General features: G+C 43.1%; 11 protein-coding genes. 9 read left to right on the forward strand and 2 right to left on the reverse strand.

The annotated features are described in order from the left end of the window. The first annotated feature begins 76 nt into the window (after nt 1-76). The 5 genes from G590_RS0113625 (at nt 77) to pepF (ending at nt 8,234) form a co-directional block, all read left to right on the forward strand. On the forward strand, nt 77-1,453 hold the full coding sequence (locus tag G590_RS0113625; protein WP_022766219.1) for an ABC transporter substrate-binding protein: 1,377 nt from the start codon (nt 77-79) through the stop codon (nt 1,451-1,453). Beyond that, nucleotides 1,440-3,752: a glycoside hydrolase family 65 protein gene (locus G590_RS19635; RefSeq protein ID WP_022766220.1), complete on the forward strand. Its 2,313-nt coding sequence runs from the start codon at nt 1,440-1,442 to the stop codon at nt 3,750-3,752. The genes G590_RS0113625 and G590_RS19635 overlap by 14 nt, the downstream gene beginning before the upstream one ends. After that, the gene (gene pgmB / locus G590_RS0113635; protein ID WP_026494162.1) at nt 3,734-4,378 is read left to right on the forward strand and encodes a beta-phosphoglucomutase; all 645 of its coding nucleotides are present in this window, start codon (nt 3,734-3,736) and stop codon (nt 4,376-4,378) included. Before G590_RS19635 ends, pgmB begins: the two co-directional genes overlap by 19 nt. Before the next feature lie 82 nt (nt 4,379-4,460). Beyond that, nucleotides 4,461-6,419 (forward strand): glycoside hydrolase family 31 protein, encoded by a 1,959-nt coding sequence (locus tag G590_RS0113640; RefSeq protein ID WP_022766221.1) that lies wholly within the window; start codon nt 4,461-4,463, stop codon nt 6,417-6,419. Between the two features lie 15 nt (nt 6,420-6,434). Beyond that, nucleotides 6,435-8,234: an oligoendopeptidase F gene (gene pepF, locus G590_RS0113645; protein WP_022766222.1), complete on the forward strand. Its 1,800-nt coding sequence runs from the start codon at nt 6,435-6,437 to the stop codon at nt 8,232-8,234. Between the two features lie 43 nt (nt 8,235-8,277). On the opposite strand, the gene G590_RS0113650 is transcribed toward pepF, so the two are convergent. Then, complete coding sequence (locus G590_RS0113650) at nt 8,278-10,029, reverse strand: sensor domain-containing diguanylate cyclase (protein WP_022766223.1); 1,752 nt, start codon at nt 10,027-10,029, stop codon at nt 8,278-8,280. 319 nt (nt 10,030-10,348) lie between these two features. On the opposite strand from G590_RS0113650, the gene G590_RS0113655 reads away from it, so the two are divergent. Then, nucleotides 10,349-12,511 (forward strand): ATP-dependent helicase, encoded by a 2,163-nt coding sequence (locus G590_RS0113655; RefSeq protein ID WP_022766224.1) that lies wholly within the window; start codon nt 10,349-10,351, stop codon nt 12,509-12,511. 2 nt (nt 12,512-12,513) lie between these two features. Beyond that, nucleotides 12,514-13,419 (forward strand): DNA methyltransferase, encoded by a 906-nt coding sequence (locus tag G590_RS0113660; RefSeq protein WP_022766225.1) that lies wholly within the window; start codon nt 12,514-12,516, stop codon nt 13,417-13,419. Between the two features lie 50 nt (nt 13,420-13,469). On the opposite strand, the gene G590_RS0113665 is transcribed toward G590_RS0113660, so the two are convergent. Then, nucleotides 13,470-14,054 (reverse strand): TetR/AcrR family transcriptional regulator, encoded by a 585-nt coding sequence (locus tag G590_RS0113665; protein ID WP_022766226.1) that lies wholly within the window; start codon nt 14,052-14,054, stop codon nt 13,470-13,472. Between the two features lie 164 nt (nt 14,055-14,218). Between G590_RS0113665 and G590_RS19640 the strand changes: the two genes are divergently transcribed. Both G590_RS19640 and G590_RS0113675 read left to right on the forward strand, forming a co-directional pair. Next, on the forward strand, nt 14,219-15,706 hold the full coding sequence (locus tag G590_RS19640; RefSeq protein WP_022766227.1) for a radical SAM protein: 1,488 nt from the start codon (nt 14,219-14,221) through the stop codon (nt 15,704-15,706). 13 nt (nt 15,707-15,719) lie between these two features. Next, nucleotides 15,720-15,920, forward strand: a complete 201-nt coding sequence (locus G590_RS0113675) for a DegV family protein (RefSeq protein ID WP_022766228.1) — start codon at nt 15,720-15,722, stop codon at nt 15,918-15,920. Nucleotides 15,921-16,377: the final 457 nt, after the last annotated feature.

Below are 16,377 nucleotides of genomic sequence, written 5' to 3' on the forward strand. Positions count from 1 at the left end.
CGGTATTTTCAGTAAATAGCTTAGCATATAAGTATCAGAGCGAACGTAATATTGTTCATATAAAAAGGAGGATAATATGAAAAAGAAAGCACTGACACTGCTGCTTGCAGCAACAACTACACTCACATTTGCACTGACAGGATGTGGAACAACAGGTACAACCGGAACAACTGAGGCACCTGCAGCCACAACTACAGAGACAGCAACAGAGGCAGCACCTGCAGATGCACCTGCTACAACAGATAGCGGCGAAGGCACAACTATCAAGCTGGTTAACAACAAGGCAGAGATCCAGGAAGGTCTTGCAATCCTTGCTGACACTTACAAAGAGCAGACAGGTGTTACAGTTTCCATCGATACAATCGGTGGTGGACAGGACACGCAGGCTATCCTGAAGAACTACTATCAGGCAGGAGATATGCCTGACATCTTCGTATTCGAGGGTGACACACACTATGAGACATGGAAGGATCTTCTTGCAGATCTTTCAGACGAGGCTTGGACAAGCGACACAGAAGCTGAGTATGTAGGACCTGACGGACATGTTTACGGATTCCCTACAACTACAGAAGCTATCGGTCTTTCTTACAACAAGTCAATTCTTGACAAGGCAGGTATCGATCCTAAGTCAATCACAGGTCCTGAGAGCATGAGAGCAGCTTTCGAGAAGATCGATTCTATGAAGGATGAACTTGGACTTACAGCAGTTGTAGGTTACTACACAGAGTCAGCTAACCTCTGGTGGACAGCAGGTCAGCACCTCTTCGGAACATATCTTGATTCCGGTCTTGCACGTAACGACACAACATACCTTGATCTTATCAATGATGGCGGAAAGCTTGATCCGGATCGTATGAAAGCTTTCGCTGAGATGGTAGCTCTTTTCAACGAGTACACAGATCCTCTCGGAGTTTCCGGCTCATATGATGATCAGGTTCTTGGCTTTGCAAGCGGCAAGTACGCTTTCGTAACACAGGGTTCATGGATCGGCGCATCAATGACAACAACTTATGCTGATCAGTATGCAGCAGCCGGCAATTTCGAAGTAGGTATGATCCCTTACGCATTCATCGAGGGACAGGATACAATCCAGACCAATTCACCTAACTGGTGGGGACTTTACAAGGACGGCAACGTTGACGCAGCTAAGGCATTCATTCAGTGGTGCTCACAGAACGACGGCGGACAGCAGATCCTTGCAGAGAAGTGCGGATGCGTATCACCTTTCGTATCTTCACAGTATGCACCTGCAGATCCTTATGCTAAGACAATTGCTGATTACACAGCAGCAGGAAAGACTTCTGCATGGCATTGGCAGGGATGGAAAGCAGGTCTTGCACAGAACGTATCTTCTGTAGTATTCCAGGATTTTGCTAAGGGTTCAATCAAAGATACAGATCAGTTTATCGATACACTTCAGAAAGCAGTAGAGGCATATTATGCACAACAGTAATCGTGTCATTATACGAGACGAGAACTACGACAACAAAACACTTAGATTAAACGAAACATTGTTTTCAAATGCCAATGGGTACATTGGAGTTAGGGGCACACTTGAAGAAGGTGTGCCCGCTGACTTTTCGACTATGAGAGGAATGTATCTTGCAGGAGTTTATGAGATCATTCCGATGAAACAGGCTGAGAGCCTTTGCAATCTCATTGAGAAAAAACAGACAATGCTCAATGTCGCGGATACACAGTCCATTGACCTGTATGTCTGCGGAGAGCGTTTTGACATGGGTACGGGTGAGCTCATTTCCAATCAGAGAATTCTTGATATGGACAACGGCTTTACATCAAGAAAGGTCATATGGAAGAGCCCTCTTGGGAATACGATTAAAATAGAGACAAAGAGGATGACACACCTTGGCATTCCTCAGCTCTTTACTATTGAATACAGTGTTACATCAATGGATTTCGACGGTGAGATAGTTTTTGACTCATGGCATATAGCCGATGTCAAGAATTACTCGGATCCCACAGATCCGAGACTCGCTGCGGAGAGTCCGTCATATCTTACGGTCAATTGTGCTGAGGCCATTGACAATTCCACACTTTGTGTGAGCAGTACCGGTGTCAGCGACATCAGTATTGCATCTGCCACTTCAGGCATCCTGCTGGGGGAGGACGATTTTATCGACGTGTATGACAATACCGATGATAGGCGGGTATGCACCTATTATAAGGGGCATATTTCAGAGGGACAGGAAATACGCCTCGTGAAGTTCTCAACTTTCTCTGATTCACAGATAAGTGATGATCCGGGAAAAGACGCTTTGGCGGTCCTTCAGGATGCTCTTGAAGAAGTGAAGGCAGATGGAAGCGGCCTTTCGCACTTATATGATAAACAGACAAAGATCCTTAAAGAATTCTGGGATCAGTCGGCTTTAAAGATCATGGGCGATGATGATCTTGATCTTGCCATGAGCTTTAATATGTATCAGATGTTCTGCTCGGCTCCGAGAATTCCCGGATACAGTATTGCTGCCAAGGGACTTACAGGAGAGGGCTACGAGGGGCATTATTTCTGGGATACGGAGATGTATGCACTTCCTTTCTTTACACTCACTGATACAAAACTTGCAAAAAACATACTTCATTTCAGATATAAAACACTTCAAAAAGCCAGGGAGAATGCAGGTCTTTTAGGACATAAAAAAGGCGCACTTTATCCATGGCGAACCATTACAGGTGAAGAGTGTTCCGGATATTTTCCCAGCGGAACAGCTGCTTATCACATAAATGGCGCAGTTTCTTATGCCATCGTTCAGTACTATCTCGCAACAGGGGATAAGAATTTTATCCTTAAAGAAGGCGCTGAGATAATGATAGAAATAGCAAGGCTGTGGCTTGATACCGGTAACTACGACAGGAAGGGACGCTTTGTGATCAATGAGGTTACAGGTCCCGATGAGTACACCTGTATGGTGGACAACAATTTCTATACCAATTGCGCGGCTGCACATGGTATGAAATGGATGGTCAAATTCCTTCAGATATTTGCCAATACCCCGGAGATAATATCTCTTAAACAGAGACTTAAGCTTACTGATAAGGAAATCTCTGAGATTACAGAGGCGGCAGATAAGATGTATCTTCCTTATGACGAAGAACTCGGAATAAATCCGCAGGATGACTCATTCCTTCAAAAGCCCGTATGGGATCTTGAGAACACACCAAGGGAAGAGTTTCCTCTGCTTCTTCATTATCATCCGCTGCATCTGTACAGATATCAGGTCTGCAAACAGGCTGATACGGTTCTGGCACATTTTCTTTTCCCTGAGGATGCTGACAAGCAGACTATGGAAAAGAGCTTCAGGTATTATGAGAAGATAACGACTCATGATTCATCCCTGTCTACCTGCGTGTTCTCCATGCAGGCATCAAGACTTGGACTTTATGATGAGGCGGCTGCATATTTTGGAGACTCTGCAAAGCTTGACCTTATGAACCTTCACGGAAACAGCTCTGACGGAGTTCATACCGCCAATATGGGCGGCTCCTACATGGCCTTTATCTATGGCTTTGGCGGAATAAGGATAGGTGAAGACGGACTGTCTGTCAATCCGTTCCTGCCGGGCATGCTCAGCGGATACTCCTTTAAATTCAAGTATCACGGCAGACTCATTGAAGTTTCTGTCAGTGAAAAAGAGATTCTGGTTGAGCTTCTTAGCGGCGATGAGCTGGAATTCAGTCATGGAGAAAAAAGGTATAAGATTACCGGAGGAGAAAAATGCAATATAAAGCAATAATTTTTGATCTGGACGGAGTGCTGGTCTTTACTGACAAGTATCACTACCTGGCCTGGAAGAAGCTTGCGGATAAGCTTGGAATAGAGTTTACGGAAAGGGACAATGACAGGTTAAGGGGCGTAAGCAGAGAAGAGAGCCTTGACATCATATTAGAGAAGTACCACGGCGAGCCAATTTCTCCGGAGAAGAAAAAAGAGTATCTGGAGGAAAAGAACAATATCTATAGGGAGAGTCTTTCAGAGATGACCGGAAAAGACGTGTCTTCCGAAGTTAGACAGACTCTGAAAAAGCTGAAGGAAGCAGGATACAGACTGGCTATCGGCTCTTCAAGCAAGAATACAGCTTATATACTTGAGAGGTGCGAACTGACGGATGCTTTTGAAGTAGTATCGGACGGGACAATGATCACCAGATCAAAGCCGGACCCTGAAGTATTCTTAAAGGCAGCGGAGCTTCTCTCAGAAAATCCTTCCGATTGTCTTGTGGTGGAAGATGCTGATGCCGGAGTTACTGCCGCACATGCTGCAGGAATGGATGTGGCAGCCATAGGCACTGCAACGGCCAGTGGAAGGGCAGATTATGATCTTGATAAATTCGAGGACTTATATGACGTTTTGGAAGGCTGAATAGATTATATGGAATTATAGAAAGGGAACTGTATGTCAGTTCCCTTTTTGTGATAAGATTTTTAGGCAGGAGGATTTAAGGATGGTAAGAAAGTACAGGATTGGGAATCCGATACCGACGGATTCCGTTGTAAAAGAGTTTCAGATTTCAGAGGAGAGCATTCCTCATTTTGACAGAAATGATGAGAAGAAGGAACTTTCTCTTTTACTGAAGAAAAATGACAAGGTCTTTGGCCTTGGAGAGACTGTCAGAGGCATGAATAAAAGAGGATGGCTTTATACTGCCAATAACTCTGACGATCCAAATCATACAGAAAATAAGAACTCATTATATGCTTCCCAGAACTTCTTTGTTGTTTTTTCAAAGGAAGATCAGTTTGGCGTATACGTTGATACTCCGGGGAAAGTGAGTTTTGACATAGGCTACACGTCCTTGGATAAGCTTGTGATCTCTTTTGAGGACTTCGATGCGGATATCTATATTGTCGAGGGCAGTGATGTTCTTGATATAGTTTCTCAGTTCAGAAGCATAATCGGACGCAGTTATATTCCGCCAAAGTGGGCCTTTGGATTTGGTCAGAGCAGATGGAGCTATATGACGGCTGACGAAGTAAGGGAAGTGGCCGACAAGTATGCGGAAGCCGGAATTCCTCTTGATATGATCTATCTGGACATCGATTACATGGAGAAATACAAGGACTTTACCGTTGACGAGAGCTCTTTTCCCGAGTTCCCTAAGTTCGTGGAGGAGATGAGAGCGCGCGGCATTCATCTTGTTCCCATCATCGATGCAGGCGTCAAGGTTGAAGAGGGATATGATGTCTACGATGAAGGCGTTGAGAAGGGATATTTTGTCAAAAAAGAAAACGGAGAAAACCTTCTGGCTGCTGTATGGCCCGGACTTGTTCATTTCCCTGATTTCTTAAATGACGATGCAAGAGCCTGGTTTGGGAATAAATATAAGGTGCTCATCGACCAGGGAATAGATGGATTCTGGAATGATATGAATGAGCCGGCTATTTTCTATACGCAGGACCATTTGGATGAGGTCTTTGAGCAGATTGAGGACTACAAGGGCAAGAATCTTGATATTAAATCATTCTTTGCATTTAAGGATCTTGTTGGGTCAATTGACAATAACCCTGAGGATTACAGGCGCTTTTATCATGAATATAAGGGAAAGAGGATCAGACACGACAAGGTTCACAATATATTTGGCTATAACATGACAAGGGCTGCAGGAGAGGCGTTTGAGAGAATCTGTCCCGATAAGAGGATACTTATGTTCTCTAGATCTTCGTATATCGGAGCACATCGCTACGGCGGAATCTGGCACGGAGACAATCATTCCTGGTGGGCACATCTGCTGCTTAATATCCAGCAGATGCCTGCTGTAAATATGTGCGGCTTCCTTTATACCGGCGCTGATATCGGTGGCTTCGGAAGTGATACTACAGAGGATCTTGTGCTGAGATGGACTGCCTTTGGCATATTCACACCGCTCTTTAGAAATCACTGTGCTATGGGCATGAGAAATCAGGAGCTTTACAGGTTTGAGAACATTGATGCCTTCAGAAATATAATAAAGCTCAGATACGCACTTATCCCGTACCTGTATTCCGAATTCATGAAGGCAGCTCTTGGGGACAAGATGCTGTTTAAACCACTCTGCTTTGAATATGGAGATGATAGGAGTAGTCAGGTTGAGGACCAGCTTCTTCTGGGGGAGAGCATTATGCTTGCGCCTGTATATACGCAGAATGCTACGGGAAGATATGTTTATCTTCCTGAGGATATGAAGCTTGTGAGATTCAGAGCCTATGATGATTATGATGAAGAGATCCTGCAGGCAGGAGATCACTATGTAAAGGCTGAGCTTAATGAGGTTCTGGTATTTGTCAGAAAGGGACACGTATTGCCGCTTACTACGCCTGAAGATGGTATGAAGTCTGTTGGAGATGCAGAAATGACCTATATATGTTATGATTCTGATGCTGCTTCATATGAGCTCTATACTGATGATGGAGTAAGCAGGATATAAAGGAGAAATACATTTATGCAGGACAGATTACCAAAAAGAGATGAGGTATCCCTGGACCTTACATGGCGTCTCGAGGATATCTATGATGATGAGAAAAAGTGGGAAGAAGAGCTTTCCAAGGTTACAGAGGTTGCCGATAAGATTTCCGCTTATGAGGGCAAACTCTCTGAGAGTGGAAAAGAGCTTCTGGAGGCATGCAGGCTAAGTGAGGAGCTATATCTTCTTACTGACAGAACATATGGCTATGCCCATATGAGAGAAGATCAGGATACAGGTAATTCCAAGTATCAGGCTCTTAAGCAGCGCGCAATGTCAGCTATGGTTGCTTCTTCAGAGAAAACAGCTTTTATGGACCCGGAGATATTAACTCTCTCAGATGAGAAGCTTTCAGAGTTCTACAGTGCTGTTCCTGAGCTTGATCGTTACAAGAGAATGATATGTGAGATCAGAAGACTTAAGGACCATATGCTGGATGCTGAGAAAGAGCAGCTTCTTGCAAGTGCGCAGGAGCTTATGGGAGCATCCCAGAAGAGCTTTGGAATGCTGAACAATGCAGATCTCAAGTTCCCTTCGGTCAAAGATTCCAAGGGAGAAGAGGTTCAGCTTTCAAACGGAAGATTCGTTCCCACACAGATGTCCAAGGACAGAGAGCTTCGTAAGGCAAGCTTTGAGGCATTTTACGGAAGATACGAGGAGTTCAAGAACACCTGGGCTTCAATGTATGACGGAGAGGTTAAGGGACGTATTTTTAACGCCAAGGCAAGGAAGTATAACTCCGCATTTGAGGCAGCAGTTGATGGTAACAATGTATCACCCGCTGTGTGCGACAATCTTTTTGCATCAATCCACGACAACATGGACAAGATGCACAGATACGTTACTCTTCGCAAGAAGCTTCTCGGAGTGGATGAGCTTCACATGTACGACGTTTACGTTGACATGATCCCCGAGTTTGAGATGAAGGTTTCCTACGAGGAAGCAAAAGAGATATCTCTCAAGGCACTTGCACCACTTGGTGAGGATTACCTTGCAGTTGTAAAAGAGGCTTATGAGAACAGATGGATCGACGTTGTCGAGAATGAAGGAAAGAGAGGCGGCGCATATTCAGGCGGCGTTTACGATGTTCACCCATATATGCTCCTTAACTACAACGATACACTTAACGATGTATTTACACTCGTTCATGAGATGGGACATTCAATGCACACCTGGTATACCAACAGGGCACAGACCATCGTTGATTCGGATTACAAGATTTTTGTTGCCGAGGTTGCATCAACCACAAACGAAGTTCTTCTCTATCACTACATGAAGGAGAATGCAAAGAGCAAAGAGGAAAAGGCATTTATCATCAACCACTTCCTTGAGAGCTTTAAGAGCACTATGTTCCGTCAGACCATGTTTGAAGAGTTTGAGAGAAAAACCTGTGAGATGGCTGAGGAGGGAACTCCTCTTACAGCTGAGGCTCTGTATGATGTTTACTATAACCTCAACAAAGAGTATTTCGGAAAAGACATGATATCAGATCCTCTCATCGGATGGGAGTGGAGCAGAATTCCTCACTTCTACTACAACTTCTATGTATATCAGTATGCTACAAGTTTTGCAGCAGCTGTTGCCATTGCTGACAAGATCCTCAAAGAGGGTGAGAGCGCAGTAGCAAAATACAAGGAGTTCCTCTCAAGCGGATGCACACAGGATCCTGTAAGCCTTCTTAAGATCGCTGGCGTTGATCTTACAACAAGAGAGCCTATCGATTCTGCACTTGCAGTATTTGGCGAGGCTATCGCAGAGATGGAAGAGATTTCCAAATAATATTTAAAGCTCTGAAACGTTTTGTTTCAGAGCTTTTTAAATGTCAGAAATCGCATGTGATCTGAGCTTTACCGTTGCTTTTTGACCTGTACATAAGCTCATCTACTCTTTCCAGAGTCTGTATTACTCCATCATCGGGGCGATACCTTGTGACACCGATACTTACTGTGACTTCCTTCTCATGTGGGATCTCATTTTTTATTTTATTAAAAATATTCTCAGCAATGTCTTTTACCTGATCATCGGATTTGCTGCATATAAATATCATGAATTCTTCACCGCCCCAGCGTCCGAATATGGAGCCTGGAATTGTATCAATGTAATCGTTTATGACTGTTGCGATATCTTTAAGTATCTTATCTCCGGCAGCGTGACCGCAGGTGTCGTTTATCTGCTTGAAATCGTCCACATCGAACATAATCAGATGACTTGATGCTTCAGAGGCTTCATTCTGTTCGCACTTTTCAAATATGGCACGTTCAATTGCGCCGCGATTCAAAATCCCTGTGAGTGCGTCATGGGATGCCTTATAAAGCATTTTATTGAGCTGATCATTCTTTTGCATCAGCTCTTCTGTGATCGTGTTTATGAATATGGCAAGTCTTGCAGTAACCGGGATATTTGCCTTGCCTTCAAGGTCATCGGGATTTACGGTGACAGATTGGACCTTGGTGCCTTCACGCATTGCTATAGTTACAATGGAGAGATTGTTTAAGAGAGTATTTCCCTTATATCGCATGATCTCACCCAGGGCACTGAATCCGGTTGTCTGCAGATACTCTGACATTTCCTGGATCTCAATATTCTCCTTGCCCTTCCAAAAGAGCATACGACCAAAACAGTTGAATATGTTGACTACCTGAGGTCCGAATTCGAAAATCTCTGAAATGGTCTGTCTTGTATGCTTCATTATCCTTCTGGGATCTCCAAAAGTAAGCCTTATCTTACTGCCCTGAGGTATGTTTGAAGACATGACAATAGATCCGTCGGGATTTACGGATTTGGCATGCCTTATGTAATAAGTGTTTTCGTCAGCCTGAACTTCCCAGGGGAATTCCAGCGCATCATAAAAGAAGTTGTTGTCTTTTTTGATGTGAAGATAGTGGTGATATACTTCGTAGGCCGGTTTGTTATCCAGTTCGTATACAACATCGTCCCTGGCTTTGGTGACTGAAAGCGGATAGCCTATCGGATTCCAGCCAAACATTCTGCTTGTAAGAAGATGAAGATTTTTGCCTGCATAGAAAATAATAGCTGTTCTTCCGTATCCGAGCTCCTGATCACCGGCAAATACAAAGGACGGATGCTCATCATCTCCGACAGCTATTGCACCGAATATTTCAACGTTTTCGGGAATAGTATCTATAACAGACCCTGTATCCAGCAAAGGCTGATACGGAGCGGCAGTAAGAGCTTCGATTCCCTTAAGATCAGGAAAACCTGTCACAAAATCTAAAAGCTTTTGGACGTCAAGACTTCCCTCACCCTCATATGATGTACGGACAATGACAGTGGTGGAGCTGTCTTCAAATATCATAGCAGAAACAACTATTGCATCATTCTGTATCTGACCATCAAGGATCATACCTGCTGCACTGCATCCGATAACTTGTGAGGTCGGGAATTCTTCTTTTAGAATCTTGCGAACGTATTTAAGGTTTTCCAGTTCTTCCGGTTTGTCAAAAGGGACATATACATGAAAAAGGACAGACCGGGAATAGCTTGCAAATTCACCCGCCCACTCATGTATGGTCTGACTAAAATTTGTATCAAAGGAAGTTTCTAAAAGTTTCAATTCAGGATCCTTTCTGGAAGTGCTTTGATTATATTATATCGTATGAATGTGTTCATTATAAAGCAAAATTGCAAAACACATAAAAACCACATAATTGTGTGATAAAAAAGCACCTCCACCGGGATCCTGCCGCAGTGAAGGTGCTTTTATCTTTTGGGAAGATTGTTATTCATGTATCTTCCTCCTTTCTTTAGTTATTAATAATATCGGACGAAAGCTGCAAAACTTTATAGAAAACGCGAAAAATATACAAAAAAGAACTCATGTTTGCTATAATGTATTCGAATATATGTTTGTGTTATGCCAAATGGGAGAATTTATGTTAGAACTACTGGATACATTAAATGAAGCGCAAAAAGAGGCAGTTACAAGTACCGAAGGATTTATCAGAGTTGTGGCGGGAGCCGGAAGCGGCAAGACAAGAGCTCTTTCATTCAGGTTTGCTTATCTTGTAAATGCGCTGGGCATCATGCCGGGGCATATTCTTTGTGTTACATTCACCAATAAATCGGCCAATGAGATGAGGCAGAGAATACATCTTTTAACAGGAGACAATGATACCGGATATATCAATACATTCCATGGATTCTGCGTTTCTGTACTGCAGGAGGATTCGCATGCTCTTCAGTACCCAAAGAGTTTTCTTGTGCTGGATAATTCCGATATCGATGATATCCTTAAGATTATTTATGAAGAGCGAGGTCTTACACTCAGGGATAAGACTTTCAGTGCGGCAAGGGATATGTTTGAAATACGCAAGTGTAAGGATGAACCTGAGTATTATCTGGACATGCTTAATATGTCTGTCGATGCGCTTAAGGAGAAGTATGACAGAGCAACATCGGTTAACGATATCTTGTTTTATGGCTATTTGTATCAGGAGAAAAAATGCTTTGGACTGGACTATAACGACCTGATCAAATTTACGTTGTACATGTTTAAAGAACATGAGGATATAAAGCTCAAATGGCAGAAGCGCCTTGAGTATATAATGATCGATGAGTTCCAGGATATCGACGGACTTCAGTATGAGCTTATGGATGTGCTTTCTGCTTATCACAAGAATCTTTTCATTGTGGGAGATCCGGACCAGACGATATATACCTGGAGAGGTGCCAGTGTAGACTTTCTGCTTAACTTTGATAAGAACTATCCAAATGTTAAGACTATCTATATGAATGATAACTACAGATCCACACCACAGATAATTGCAGCATGTAACAGCCTTATAGACAAGAACACACAGAGACTTAAGAAGGATCTGGTAGCCGTAGGAGACTCCGGCGAAAGTGTCCTGTGTCATCTTGCGCCTGATACGGCCGATGAGGCAGACTGGATAACGGGGCAGATACTGGTTCTTAAGGGCCTGGGCGTATCTTATAAGGATATGGCGGTGCTGTACAGAGCCCATTATGTTACCAGAACAATAGAGACGGGGCTTATAAAAGAGAAGATTCCTTACACCATTTATTCTGGAGTTCAGTTTTATGGTAGGATGGAGATTAAGGATGCGTTATGTTATCTTCGAATGATCCTGTACAGGGATGATGTTTCATTCAGAAGAATTGCCAATGTGCCCAAGCGAAACCTTGGTAAAAGACGTATGGCATTTTTGGAGCAATATGCACGGGATAACAGTTGCTCTTTATACATGGCTCTTAGTGAGAACCTGGAAAATGAGATACTTCGCGGAACCAGAGCCAAAGAGTTTATCGATGTTATTGAAAAGTATGCAGGTAATTACGAAGGCATTCCGGTATCCGAGCTTCTGACAAAAGTGCTTGAGGACACAGGATATGAGGAGATGCTCCGCACCGAGGGTGCACAGGAGAGACTTGATAATCTTGCAGAGCTCAAACAGTCTGTTTTTGAATACGAGACTACCTGCGGAGAGGAAGTCGGGCTTGAAGACTATCTGAGACACATAGCTCTTTTTACCAATGCTGATTCAGACACAGAAAAAAGCGATAAGGTCAGGCTTATGACTGTGCATGCAGCCAAGGGACTTGAATTTCCGTATGTATTCTTATGTGGCATGAACGAGGGAATATTTCCCTCGAGGAAAATACATACTTTGGAAGGTATGGAGGAAGAGAGAAGACTTGCCTTCGTTGCAATGACCAGGGCGAAAAAGAGGCTCTTTATTTCAGAGGCAGGCGGACAGACCTTTGAGGGAATCCCCAGATATCCGTCCAGATTCATCATGGATATTGACAGAAGCTGCCTTGAGTTTACTCAGGAGCCATCGGAAGAGATGATGACAAGGACTCGGAAATACATCGAAAATGATTCAAGGCACCTTAAAGGGGCGGTTAAACTTGACCTGCTTGAGAAAGGACAGAGGGTTGAACACGCCATACTCGGCCCCGGAACTATTCTTGATATTAACATTGATGAAGAAAGTTATCTGATCCAGTTTGATGGGATGGAGACACCCAGACAGATTGCTATGAAGGTCAGGTTAAAACGAGGAGGAATTTAGTAATGAGTATTTATTATGAAAAGGATGATATTAAAATCTATCAGGATGATAATCTTGAGCTGCTTAAGAGCATTCCGGAAGGCTCAATTAATCTGATCTACTGCGATATTCTGTATAATACAGGGAAAATATTTGATGACTACTCTGATGATCTTGGAGATCCTGATGAGGCAATGGAGTGGTACAGACCGAGACTCTTGGAGATGAAGCGCACCCTTTCTGCAAATGGGAGTATTTTCATTCACTGTAACTGGCGCATGGATTCATACATGCGCATACTGATGGATGAGATTTTCGGGACAAGCTGTTTCAGAAACAGAATTTATCGTCAGCATAGCCGGGAAAGGGGATTCTTTTCCAATTTTGATTCACAGGTGGATATCATTCTGTACTATGTCAAGGATCCGAAAAACTTTGTATTTCATGAAATTCGTGGAGAGTCCAAGAAGATCGTCCCTCTTTTTGAAAACGGTTATCTCGAGGGAAGAGATGACATAAGATACGTTGATGATAAGGCAATAGATTTAAAATCTATAAATAAGCACTGGCTTATAAGCGCTGCGCAGTTTGGTAACATGATAGAGGCCGGAGAGGTAAAGATAATTGACGGTCTGCCTTACAGATTCTCTAACGTAATACCTGTGGGAAACCTCTGGAATGAACAGGAAATGCTTGATACCTACACAAGGATCAGCGTGGCAGATGCCTACGATACACCTAAGCCGGAAGCGGTTCTGGACAGGATCATAAAGGTGGCATCCGATCCCGGGGATACAGTTGCAGACTTCTTTTTGGGTGGAGGTACCACCGCAGTTGTTGCAAAAAAACTTGGCAGAAAATTTATAGGATGCGATATTTCTGCAAAGGCATGTGAAGTAACGGTCGGGAAGATAGAAGCTTTAGAATAAAACCGGAGCAGAAACAAAAAAGGAAAGCAATAAATGCTTTCCTATTTGTTTTATGACAGTTTTTTTAATGTGTTATCAAACATTTCTACGCATATATCAGCCATGCGCTGTTCGCTTTCCTGCATCCCTTCTCTGAACCAGCTGATAAGTATCTGGAAAAAAGCTGCTTCTGTAGCAAGCTTGATGTATTTGATCTCTGTATCTGTTGTAGGATACAGAAGTTCTGATATGGACCTGCCGGAAAAGAGCTCACGTTTCAATATACCTGCCTGATCAAACAGGGCAATGGTTTCTTTATCCTCGCGGATGGTACGGAAAACATCTTCAAACCACTGATGAGGATTCTCATGCAGTTCTGGTTTTTCACAAATTTCTGCTATTCTTTTTATCAGTCTGTTACCGAGTTCATGCAAAATATCTTCCTTGTCAGTATAGTTGCGGTAGAAGGCAGTACGTGAAACTCCAGCACGACGCACAATCTCACTGACAGTGATCTTTTCATACGGGTGTTCGCCCATTAGGTGCATAAGCGCAAGCTGAAGGCATTCTCTGGTCAGCTGGTTAGACTCTTTGTTATTCATTCGCAGAACTTCTTTTTTCTGCATTTCTGTCAAAGGCTCTTTAGTGGCTTTCATATTTCTTTTCCCCTGTTGTTACAAAATAAGTGATTATGTCACGTCGCGCCAATTGACACTTCTACTGTCATGTCCGAGAGTAGAGCCGTTGAATTGCATCTCCTGCGGCGTTACACTTGTAACATCAAAACGATTGTAACACTTAAAGGGGAGGAATAACAAGTATGGAATTAGTAGAAAACTTATCTCACAAAGCGCAGAGACAGGCATTTAGCCTATTGATCGATAGATTTCTTGCAAATCTCGACAAAGCTGAGAACAGAACAGAAACGTATTTAAAACTCGTAGATCAGGCAGAAAAATTCTGGGGGAAAGATGGAGCAAGAAAGGACAAGCTTGATCAGGTAAGAGCAGCTTTCAAGGACCCTGACAATAGATGGGTCAAGTTTATAAATAAAGTAGTTGATGAGACAGATCCTCACGTTGCCAAGATGACAATGCTCAACCTTGGTTATGAGGCCTTTTTCAGAGGTACCAAGATGATCAGGGCAAACAGGGAAAAGTACGGATGCAATATCCCATGGCTTATTCTCTTTGATCCTACAAGTGCCTGCAACATGCATTGCCAGGGCTGTTGGTCCGGTACTTATGGCCCTAAGCACAACCTGTCTTTTGAAGACATGGATAAGATCGTTACCCAGGGAAAAGAGCTTGGTGTTTACCTATACATGATGACAGGCGGGGAGCCTCTTGTAAGAAAAAAGGATGTACTGCGTCTTGCTGAAAAGCACAATGATGTTGAGTTCTCTATTTTTGACAACTCCACTTTAATTGATGAGGACTTCTGTAAGGAAGTTGTAAGACTTGGAAATATCACGTTCCAGCTTTCTATCGAGGGTACTCCTGAGACAAATGATGCGAGACGTGGAATTGGTCATTATGACGCTGTAATGAAAGCCATGGACCTGTTTAAGAAATACGGAATTGTCTATGGAACTTCCATCTGCTATACAAGAAATAATATCGAGGCAGTAACTGACCCTAAGTTCATCGAGTTCATAGCTGAAAAAGGCGCAAGATTCGGATTCTTTTTCCACTATATGCCAGTAGGAAATAATGCGGTACCAGAGCTTATGCCTACTGTAGAGCAGAGAAGAAAGATGGTAGATCAAATCAGATACCTTAGAAGTGACAAGTGCGATATAGGGTTCTTCCCTATGGATTTCCAGAATGATGGAGAGGCAGTTGGTGGCTGTATCGCTGGCGGAAGAAACTACTTCCACATCAATTCAAGTGGAGATGCAGAGCCCTGCGTATTTATCCACTTCTCCAACACTAATATTCATACTCATTCAATACTTGAGATGCTTCAGAGCCCTCTTTTCATGGAATATCACAAGGGACAGCCTTTCAATAAGAACCATTTAAGACCATGCCCAATGCTTGAAAATCCTGAGCTTCTTCGTGAGATGGTGGCAAGATCTGGAGCCCATGGTACCAATGAAGAATCAGAGGAAAGCGTTGAACACCTCTGCGCAAAGTGTGATAATTATTCAAAAGAGTGGGGACCTGTAGCAGATGATATCTGGGCTCGCCAGAAGCACTATAGAAAAGCATACGAAAACTATGCAAAAGAAAATATAGAAAGCGCCGAGAAGTTGGAATTTCCTGAGACTTTGGAAATCAAGAAAGAAGAGAAAAGAGGCGCTTGATTATGTCAAAGACATGGAGGCTGATCTAGAGAATGCCAGACCTGAGCGTGTGTTCATAACCCATTCAGGATGCGACAGGGAAGTTGTTGAAGCTGTAAGAGAGTATCTTAGCGGCCTCGGCGTGTTTAAAGAAATCCTTGAAACCCGCGCAGGAAGCGTTGTTTCATCTCATTGTGGTCCAGGAACATTGGGAGTACTGTTTGTCTCAAAATGATGGGAACAAGGTAATATTTTTCTTTTTCCAGGGAATAATTCCAAGTGACGCCGGCGGAAGAGATTGCAGGGGTGACGAGCAAGCTGCGATGCAAATTAGCAACGCCAGAAGACACAAAAAAAGGAAGCGATAAACGCCAATGTCATTAAGTTAGTATGACAATACAAAAATGGCAACAGACTGAGGATGAAGTATTTTACTCTTCATCCTCAGTTTCTTCTTTTTAGGGCATAGCAAATAGACGGATTTTTTCCGCCAAAATAAAATTATGCAGCTTATTGTTTTTATGCTACTCTGTATAGGAAACTATGATATATCTTGCCAGTTAGTTTTCTTTCCCGATGTCTATCTGGCCTTATAGGAACTAGATTTTTTGATATAATGGTTTCCAAATCAGGTGATGATGCCTTTCCTCGATAGAACAATCTACACATATGCACTGCAACCGAAAAATTCG

Origin of the sequence: Butyrivibrio sp. XPD2006, from assembly GCF_000420865.1 — a bacterium.
Taxonomy (GTDB): Bacteria; Bacillota; Clostridia; order Lachnospirales; family Lachnospiraceae; genus Butyrivibrio.